The following is a 9,360-nucleotide window of genomic DNA, read 5'->3' as shown; positions in this document are numbered from 1 at the left end:
TTCACTCTCTGCTATTTCAATTTTAAAAGTACGGCTCATGGTTATTTTGATTTATCAAGTTTGTTTTCTCTATTATATGCAGCTTCATATTAAATTGGTATAAGGTGGTAGTAATGATGAATCAAATTTATGGTTAGCTTGTCCTATTTGTAATAGATATAAAAGTGATAAAACTACAGGTTTTGACCCAGAAATGGGAGAAAAAGTCAAATTATTTAACCCACGTACTCAAGTCTGGCCTGAGCATTTTTACTGGACAGAAGATGGCTTACAAATTGTAGGTAAAACGCCGACTGGTAGAGCTACTGTTAAAGCTTTACATTTAAGTGATGATGCAGATGCTTTGGAAGTTCGCAGTTATTGGGTACTTGCTGGTTGGCATCCTCCAGAAGATTAGATAAACTTAAAATAAGTATGGCTGACTTTATCAGAATAATTAACAATTATGCTCAGTGGAATTAAACAAAAGGCTATTGTCGGTAAAGATGGAAAAATCGAACTATCTACCATTGAACTACCAGCAGGAACAGTTGTAGAAGTTATTATCCTAGTTGAACCACCCATAGAAGAAGATGAAACTACCTATCTTCTTAAATCAGAAGCTAATAAAAAGCATCTGCTCAAAGCTATGGAAAATGTTGAACAAGGCAATTTAATTTATGTTGATTTAGATGAATATGAAAAAATTACCATTTGAACCAGAAGCTTTTGAACAACTGGGTGCATGGGGAAAGGAAGATAAAAAGGTTTTTAAGAAATGAACTTTTTTTCAAATAACATATCCTCTCAAAATACCTGAAATTCCTAAAATTATGACTACCAACTTATCTACATCTGTAACCACAGAAATCTTACCAATGGTATTGCAAATGCGACCAAATGTTATGATGACAGATGATCAATTTTTTGATTTTTGTCAACTAAACCGAGATTATCGCATTGAACGTAATGCTGTAGGAGATTTATTAATTATGTCCCCCACTGGTTCGGAAACAGATGAGCGCAATTTTGATTTAATTGGACAATTATGGATATGGACAAAAAAAGATGGAACAGGGGTAGGATTTGGTTCTAGTGGTGGATTTACTTTACCAAATGGTGCAGTTCGTTCTCCTGATGCAGCTTGGATAAAACGTACAAACTGGGAAGCAATACCAGCAGAACAACGGAAAAAGTTCGCTCCTATTTGTCCTGAATTTGTAATTGAATTGCGTTCAGAAACAGATAATTTAAAAACTCTCCAAGAGAAGATGGAGGAATATATAAATAATGGTACACAACTAGGATGGTTAATTGATAGAAAACAACGTAAAGTTTTTATTTATCGTCCTCATACTGCTGTGGAAGAATTAAATAATCCACAAACATTAAGCGGAGAAGATTTATTACCAGGATTTGTTTTAGATTTAAGTCAAGTTTGGTAGAAAATGAAGAACAACAAAATATTCTCTTTACCTAAAGAATTTGTGACAAAAACTTCCTTGTTCTCTCTTCCTTCGGTTCAGTAAAAAAGGTATCAGGAGTCGCTTCCTCAACCAAATAACCACCATCCATAAGAATGACTCTATCTGCAACTTCCCGCGCAAAACCAACTTCATGAGTGACAACAACCATTGTCATCCCCTCACTAGCAAGATTTCGCATCACATCTAAAACCTCTCGCACCATTTCCGGGTCTAACGCAGAAGTCGGTTCATCAAATAGCATGATTTTGGGTTGCATAGCTAACGCACGCGCTATAGCTACCCGTTGCTGTTGTCCCCCAGATAACTGTCCCGGATATTTATTTGCTTGTTCTAAAATTCCCACCCTTTCTAACAGTTGCATTGCTAATTCTTCTGCTTTGGCTTTTGGTAATTTACGTACCCAAATTGGTGCTAAAGTGATATTATGCAAAACTGTTAAATGGGGAAATAAATTAAACTGTTGAAATACCATTCCCGCTTCTTTACGAATGGTTTCAATATTTCTTAAATCACGACTTAGGGTAATTCCATCAATACTAATACTTCCTTGTTGATATTCTTCCAAGGCGTTAAATGTACGGATAAAAGTTGATTTCCCTGAACCGGAAGGACCCATTAAAACTACCACTTCTCCGCGATTAACTGTTAAACTCACTCCTTTCAAAACGTGAAACTTACCATACCATTTATGAACATCTTCAGCAATAATAATTGGTTCTTGTGCTTGCATTTATTTCAACCTCAACTTAATCATTTTTTTTTAATTACTTAATTGTTTTTCTAACCTACGAGAAGCTAAAGACATTGAATAACAAAACGCCCAATAAATTAAGCCGATAAATATATATACTTCTGCATATCTCCCCAAAAATTGCGGTTGTGCTAAAATAGAACGCGCAATTCCTGTTAATTCCACCAAACCCACTAAAGATAAAAGTGAAGTATCTTTAAATAAGCCTATAAACTGTCCCACAATTGCTGGAATAACAGCACGTAAAGCTTGAGGTAGGACAATTAATATTAACACTAAAGGTGTATTCAATCCTAGTGCTTTTGCAGATTCAGTTTGTCCCCTTGGTATTGATTGTAATCCACCGCGCACGTTTTCCGCCATGTAAGCAGCACTAAATAGCACCAGTCCCGCAATTCCCCTAATTAAGCGATCTAAACGTAAATCTGTTGGTAAAAATAAAGGTAACATGACTTGAGCGATAAACAAAATTCCTATGAGTGGTAATCCTCTAACTATTTCAATATAGAGAATAGAAAACCAACGAATTATAAATAAATTACTTGTACGTCCTAATGCTAATAACACACCAATAGGAAAGGAAAGTACAATACTAATTATTGCCATTAATAGTGTTAGTAATAATCCATTCCATAAGTTTGTTGATACAGATTGTAAGCCAAAACCTCCGCCAATTAGCCATATATTAATCGCAAAAGATAATAACCATATTGGTGCAAGCCAAGGAATTATCAATTGAGAAAGTTGGCGTTTGATGATATTTTGTTTTTTAGTAAATAGACTCCAGGTTATCACACTTAAAGTTGTAATTATTCCCAAAACAATCCACAATCTCCAATATAAGCTTTTGGGAAATCTACCAACTAAAAATAAATGTAAATTAAATTGGATAACTTGCCATTGTGCTTGATTAAATACCCAAAATAATATTCCTTTAACTATCCAAAATATAAAAAGTAAACAAAGTACAGTTAATACTGTATTATACCAGTTATTGAATAGATTTTTCTTGAACCAAGTTAATTTATTCATAGGTTATTTTTTATTTATTGTTGTTCTCGTTTGTTCTCGTTCCCATACTCTGTATGGGAATGAATTATAGAAGAATCTGGCTTCTATTAAACCATAGTCAGAGACTATTGGATAGCATTCCCAGTCTGAGACTGGGAACGAGATATAAATGCTAAACCCCTACCTTTCTTTAATCTGAACTGTGCGATTTAGTAAATTCATCATTAATGAAATAATTAAACTAAGAGTGAGATATGTAACCATCAGTAACAGCATCACTTCTACTGCTTTTCCAGTTTGATTAAATGTGGTAGAAGCTACAAAATAAATATCAGGATAACCGATAGCGATCGCTAAACTAGAATTTTTTGCTAAATTCAAATATTGACTGGTAAGTGGGGGAATAATTACCCGCAAAGCTTGGGGAAAAATCACGAATCTCATCAATAATGTTGGTTTTAATCCTAGCGATAAACCCGCTTCCCATTGTCCCTTTGCTACTGATTGAATTCCTCCTCTCACAATTTCCGCAATAAACGCACCTGTGTAAAATGTTAAACCCAGCAGCAAAGTTGAAAATTCTGGAGACAGGTTAAAACCAAAAATTTCTATCCCATTTTGACTAAGGTAAATTAACCCCCAAACGGAAACTTTATTTTCTGCTTTCGGAAACCCGATGAAAACAGCAAAGTACCAAAATAATAACTGTAGTAATAATGGAGTATTCCGAAAAATTTCTACATAAACTAAACTGATTTTTCTCACTAACCAATTATCAGATAAACGCGCAACTCCCGCAGTTATCCCTACAATTGTTGTTAAGATAATTCCCAGCACTGCTACCCGCAATGAGTTAATTAACCCTACCCACAAAGCCAGAATATAGCTATCAGTTGGTTTATAATTAATAAGAGTTTCGCCAATATCAAAAGACGCTTGCTGTTGTAGAAAATCAAAACCAAATTGAATCCCTAATTGCTGTAAATTACGGTTGAGATTCATCCCCAAAATAGCAACTATCACTAGTGCTAAAATTACAGCCATACATTGTGCCGCAATTTGCCAAAAGCGATAATCACGCCATATAGGTGGTTTGGAATTAGCCATTACAAATAGGGAATAGGGAACAGGGATAACTGATAACTGATAATTGACCAATCAATCACCGAAATGGAGGAGAATAGAGTAAACCGCCTTTTGTCGAAAGTTGATTTTGTCCACGGGGGAGATTGAGTTTGGTTTTTGTACCGAGATTGCGATCGTAAATTTCCCCGTAGTTACCGACGTGTTTGACTATCCTAGCTGCAAAATCATTTGTCAACCCAAGTCCTTCACCCAGGTTTCCTTCTGTTCCTAAAAAACGCTTAATTTCTGGGTCATTGCTGTTCGCAAACTGCGCTACATTCTGAGAATTAATTCCCAATTCTTCAGCTTTGACCAAAGCATAAACAACCCATTTAACAACATTACTCCATTGAAGATCGCCCTTAGCAACTGCTGGCGCTAAAGGTTCGGAAGAAAGTAATTCATCCATAATGATATTATCTTCCGGTTTGGGTAAAGTTGTACGTCGAGAAACCAAAGCGGAACGATCAGCCGTTACTCCATCACAACGTCCTTCAGCATAGGTGGCAAAGGTAATATTAACATCTTCAAAAACAACAGGTTTATAAGTAATAGACCGTTTTCGCATTTGGTCAGCTAAATTTTGTTCGGTGGTTGTACCAGTTTGAGCGCAAATTGCTTTATCTTTTAAATCATTTAAAGATTTGATCCCGCTATTTTTGCGAACCATAATAGCTTGACCATCGTAAAAAACTACTGGTGCAAAATCTAAACCCACCGTAGTATCGCGGCTTAATGTCCAGCTGGTATTGCGGCTAAGTAAATCTATTTCACCAGTTTGTAAAGCTGTAAACCGCTCTTTAGCATTGAGATTGCGAAATTCTACCGCATCGGGATTATCAAACAAAGCCGCAGCCACAGCACGACAAACATCCACATCAATACCGCTATATTTACCGTCAGTTCCCACAAAACTAAACCCTGGTAACTCACCACTAACACCACAAATTAGCTGTCCACGGTTTTTAACCGTATTCCCAAGATTGCGAGTCACCTGTTTTCCGGTATTTTCCGCTGTATTTCCCGCTGTATTTCCCGTTGTTCCTGAATCACCACCACAAGCAGCAAGGGCAAAAATTAGAGGAGTGATCACCAACATCAAAGCCGATTTCCGTATAAGCATAAATTTAAAGAGTTAAAGGTGTTTAATAAGAATGTATCTACTAAGGAATAGAATACACCTTTGGGACAACTAGCTGCACCAATAAAATCAATGCCCATAGCAGGTTAAACTAAGTTTGGTGACAGTCGCTCCACCGTTCCTTATGAGGCTTTTATGGGAGCTAATCTGAAACAGATAGCCAATTACTTAGATAACCTTGGCTGGGAATACCGTTTTGATGAAGAAGAAGACCGGATTATCACAGGTGTAGAAGCTGATCACCTAGAAGATTTTCTGATAGTCGTTCAGTTGGATGAGGATGGAAAATTTTTCCGAGTTTTTGCACCTCAAGTTCTCGCAGGAGTCAAAGAACATCCTCACAAAGCGTCTATCCTCCAGACAATGCTGGCCATTTCTTGGGAAACCAAAATGCTGCAATGGGAGTATGATCCCTCCGATGGTGAAATCCGTGCCATTATTGAGTTTCCTCTGGAAGACTCAATACTCACAGAAAGACAGTTTCACCGTTGTCTGAGTGGATTAATTCAGGTTGTTGATAGCATAGCCTTACCGCGCCTCAAACAGGTGATGGACACAGGTGAAGATCCGGGTAATATAGAACTTGGGGAAAGACTTTTACTCAGTATCCAGGAAGAAGCCCCTGGATTACTGGATCTGCTAGAAAAAGCAATGGAAGCTCGGAAAAAGCGAGGAAGTTTTCCCAATGAGTGAGGCGGATCATCACTGAAATAGCTATACTCCAAAGTGATACCCTCTCTATATACTGAAATTTTTTAAGGCTGGATTTTTATGACATCTTATGCAACCTCCTCTGCTAAAGCGGAAATGAGTGAACTCCGGCGGTTGAAAAGCTTGCTACCACCAGAATTACAAAGTTGGGTAACAGTTGAAGGCACAACTGAGGTAAGTCCACCCCTGATCCGGTGCGAAGAAATTGGTAAAGACCAAGTAGAAATTCAAATCGACTTGGTGAAATGGGATGCTTTAGCAATGGATCAGCGTAATCTCCTGTTCTGGCACGAAGTTGCTCGTGTTCAAAATGACACAATTCCCAAAGATGGTTGGGAAATGGCAGCACTCGCTATTGGCTTAGGTGGTGCTGTGGGTGAATTATGGGTACAGGATGGCTTGCTACTGGTGTTAGCTTTGGCTCTTTGCGGCGTTTCCGGTTGGCGACTGTATCAAAAGAATAGCGGGGACAAGCGAATTAAGGAATTAGTTGATGCAGACGAAAAAGCGATCGCCCTAGCCACTCGTTTTGGTTATAGTCTCCCCAACGCCTACAAAAGTTTAGGTAGTGCCTTGAAAACCTTAATTGACACTACCCCCGGTAAGCGTCAGCGTTCCCGATATGAAGCCAGACTTTCTGCCCTTAAACGCAGCGCCAACAAAGCCAAATCCAAATCTAAGACTATGGATGAAGGTGGACTGTAGGAAGCAGGGGAAGCAGGGAAAGCAGGGGAGGCAGGGGAAGATTAATCAACCTCCCCAGTCCCCAGTCCCCAGTCCCCTACAATTGCTTCAGCATTTTATGGGTTTGGGGGATCACCCGCACTTGTTTAACAAACCGCTTCATCAAAGCTTGCCATTCTAAAACTTGGTCTGGAGAAGGTGCCAAAACAGGTACTTGACTAAATTTTTCCGAATCGGCCAAAGGTGTCACAGGTTGCAGAAATAGAGGGATATTCTGAGATACACCAGAAACTAATAAAGCAGAACGTTCCAATTCGCCAGGATCTGTCCTTTGAGAGACAATTATCTTGACAAAAATCTCTAAATTTGCGTCAAAGCATAGTTGGAGAAATTGTTTATGTTCTGTCCAATGACTTTCGCCACTAACACTAGGCAGCTTTAAATCCATGCCTACAGTGTCAAGGTAGGGGAGAAGCATAGCCAATTGCTCAGGGCGATGTCCTCCAGTTTCCAGATATATGGGTAAATTGGTCAGCGATCGCACTTCCGGTAGAAATTGTGCCAAAAATGGAGCATGAAGAAGTGGTTCGCCTCCAGTTAAGCTGATACTATCGTGTAAAGAAGGTAAATTTTGCCTTTCTACCCATTTTATCAACATAGCCAGAGGAATAGGATTAGAGTGGATTTCAAAATCTCGTAATCCTGGTGAACGCTCTATTTTACATCGAGAGGGTGCATCCCATGTATGGGCGCTATCGCAAAAGTGACAACGCAAGTCACAAAGACCGAAGCGAATAAAAATCTGACGTGTCCCGACGTTGAGTCCTTCTCCTTGAATAGCAGAAAAAACTTCAACCAGGCGTGCAGTAGGTTTAACTGTAGTTTTAGCAATCATGAGATAATAGATAGTAGAGCGATGCCTACGGCGAGCAAAGCTATCACTTACGGTGTAGCGAAGCCGCTCACAGAGATTTAGCACAACAAACAACAAGTAGGTTTCTAGCTTCTTGTTCCATTGTGAACCGTATTCAGCGATCTCCAATCTCTTTGCTAAAAACTAGCCACTTATCCTTAATCCTGCTTTTTCAAATTTAAGTTAAGCAATTTTCCCGGACAAAATAATGTTTGGCAGATTAGATTTAGATGGCAACTAAATTGCATAGCTTCATGAGTAGCCAACCCACAGAGGCAGATTTCCCAGTTACTTACCTGAACGACACAGCAATAGTGCAGGTATCGATGCGTTTGAGCGTGCTTGAGGCTGTTCGCTTTAAGCAAACCTGCCAAAACTTAATCGAGGCTGATTCACATCCCCAGCAAATTATCATTGATTTCCAAAATACTATCTTTATGGATAGCAGCGGTTTAGGATCTTTGGTGAGTAATTTTAAATATGCCCAGGAACAGGGGATCGCATTCCTACTTCGTAATGCTACCCCCCAAGTTATGTCAGTCCTCAACCTCACAGGATTGGATCAGGTATTTTCTATTGAGTCTCCGAACAGCGTCGAACCCATAGAATCTAGGAATCTTGAAGATAATCGGAAAACCGTCACTCGGAAGCCAGATCCCCTACCTCAGACTCATCCTTCTGTGGACTCCTGGATGAAAAGACTGATTGACATAGTGGGATCATTGGTAGGTTTAGTAATTACAGGATTTTTATTCATTCCTATTGCGATCGCCATTCAAATCAACGATCCCGGTCCGATTTTCTTTAAACAAACTCGCTGTGGGTGGATGGGTAAGCGTTTTCCTATTTGGAAATTCCGTTCTATGTGTGTCGATGCGGAAGCCAAGAAATCTCAAGTTAAAAACCAAGTAGAAGGTGCTTTCTTTAAAAATGATAACGATCCCAGAATTACCAGAGTAGGACGCTTTTTGCGCCGTACAAGTCTGGATGAACTGCCGCAATTCTGGAACGTGCTGAAAGGCGAAATGAGTTTAGTTGGCACTAGGCCACCTACCCCCGATGAAGTGGAACGATATGAAGTACCAGAGTGGCAACGTTTGGATGTAAAACCGGGGATGACTGGTGAATGGCAGGTAAATGGACGCTCAACAGTACGCAGTTTTGAGGATGTTATTCGCCTGGATTTGCAGTATCAAAAAAATTGGACTTTGGTTTACGATTTAAAGCTGATTCTCAAAACTATAGCCATATTGTTTAACAAAAACAGTGGTGCTGTTTAACCGTTATCAGTTATCAATTATCAGTTTCATCACCGCCGTTTTGGTTCCCTACACAGAAGGTTTCAGGCGTTGATAGCGGGTGTAAATCTCCCAGCATTATGCCCTAAACAGTTTACTGTTCAAGTTAAAACATACCAAATCACATTGCAAAATTTACCCAAGCTGATCAAAGCGGCTCTGGGTAAATTTTGCTTTAAGGTCAGGATTTATAGCAGTTAGCAGGATAATTAGGACTTGCTGAAATTCTCAAATGAGTAGCGAAAGCAAAGATGCACTTA

11 protein-coding genes are annotated in these 9,360 nt (G+C 39.0%); 6 read left to right on the top strand and 5 right to left on the bottom strand.

What is annotated here, in order from left to right:
• The first annotated feature begins 193 nt into the window (after window positions 1-193).
• The 3 genes from H6G06_RS22210 to H6G06_RS22200 all read left to right on the top strand — a co-directional run bounded on the left by H6G06_RS22210 (window position 194) and on the right by H6G06_RS22200 (window position 1,424).
• Entirely contained in the window at window positions 194-397 is a 204-nt protein-coding gene (locus H6G06_RS22210) for a hypothetical protein (RefSeq protein ID WP_242039819.1), read from the top strand.
• A gap of 48 nt (window positions 398-445) precedes the next feature.
• On the top strand, window positions 446-697 hold the full coding sequence (locus H6G06_RS22205) for a type II toxin-antitoxin system Phd/YefM family antitoxin (RefSeq protein ID WP_190564150.1): 252 nt from the start codon (window positions 446-448) through the stop codon (window positions 695-697).
• 115 nt (window positions 698-812) lie between these two features.
• Complete coding sequence (locus H6G06_RS22200) at window positions 813-1,424, top strand: Uma2 family endonuclease (RefSeq protein ID WP_190564148.1); 612 nt, start codon at window positions 813-815, stop codon at window positions 1,422-1,424.
• A gap of 31 nt (window positions 1,425-1,455) precedes the next feature.
• On the opposite strand, the gene H6G06_RS22195 is transcribed toward H6G06_RS22200, so the two are convergent.
• The 4 genes from H6G06_RS22195 to H6G06_RS22180 all read right to left on the bottom strand — a co-directional run bounded on the left by H6G06_RS22195 (window position 1,456) and on the right by H6G06_RS22180 (window position 5,476).
• A complete protein-coding gene (locus H6G06_RS22195; RefSeq protein ID WP_199306837.1) occupies window positions 1,456-2,196 on the bottom strand; it encodes an amino acid ABC transporter ATP-binding protein in 741 nt (246 codons plus the stop codon).
• 30 nt (window positions 2,197-2,226) lie between these two features.
• Window positions 2,227-3,249, bottom strand: a complete 1,023-nt coding sequence (locus tag H6G06_RS22190) for an amino acid ABC transporter permease (protein ID WP_190564146.1) — start codon at window positions 3,247-3,249, stop codon at window positions 2,227-2,229.
• A 159-nt stretch (window positions 3,250-3,408) separates the two neighbouring features.
• Entirely contained in the window at window positions 3,409-4,335 is a 927-nt protein-coding gene (locus H6G06_RS22185) for an amino acid ABC transporter permease (RefSeq protein ID WP_190564144.1), read from the bottom strand.
• 55 nt (window positions 4,336-4,390) lie between these two features.
• Window positions 4,391-5,476 (bottom strand): amino acid ABC transporter substrate-binding protein, encoded by a 1,086-nt coding sequence (locus H6G06_RS22180; RefSeq protein ID WP_190564142.1) that lies wholly within the window; start codon window positions 5,474-5,476, stop codon window positions 4,391-4,393.
• A gap of 153 nt (window positions 5,477-5,629) precedes the next feature.
• Here H6G06_RS22180 and H6G06_RS22175 point away from each other — a divergent pair, with 153 nt between their 5' ends.
• Window positions 5,630-6,187 carry a hypothetical protein gene (locus H6G06_RS22175; RefSeq protein WP_190564140.1) on the top strand — a complete coding sequence of 186 codons (558 nt, stop codon included), beginning with the start codon at window positions 5,630-5,632 and terminating at the stop codon, window positions 6,185-6,187.
• Between the two features lie 78 nt (window positions 6,188-6,265).
• Window positions 6,266-6,910, top strand: a complete 645-nt coding sequence (locus H6G06_RS22170) for a DUF3318 domain-containing protein (protein ID WP_190564138.1) — start codon at window positions 6,266-6,268, stop codon at window positions 6,908-6,910.
• Window positions 6,911-6,986: 76 nt separating this feature from the next.
• Here the strand turns inward: H6G06_RS22170 and H6G06_RS22165 are convergent, their stop codons facing one another.
• Window positions 6,987-7,784: a 7-carboxy-7-deazaguanine synthase QueE gene (locus H6G06_RS22165; RefSeq protein WP_190564160.1), complete on the bottom strand. Its 798-nt coding sequence runs from the start codon at window positions 7,782-7,784 to the stop codon at window positions 6,987-6,989.
• A gap of 248 nt (window positions 7,785-8,032) precedes the next feature.
• Between H6G06_RS22165 and H6G06_RS22160 the strand changes: the two genes are divergently transcribed.
• Window positions 8,033-9,082, top strand: coding sequence for a sugar transferase (locus H6G06_RS22160; protein ID WP_190564120.1), 1,050 nt, complete (start codon window positions 8,033-8,035; stop codon window positions 9,080-9,082).
• Window positions 9,083-9,360 lie beyond the last annotated feature (278 nt).

It is taken from the genome of Anabaena sphaerica FACHB-251, assembly GCF_014696825.1.
Classification (GTDB): Bacteria; Cyanobacteriota; Cyanobacteriia; order Cyanobacteriales; family Nostocaceae; genus RDYJ01.
Note: the sequence above shows the minus strand (reverse complement) of the source record. Positions and strands in the feature narration are given on the sequence as shown.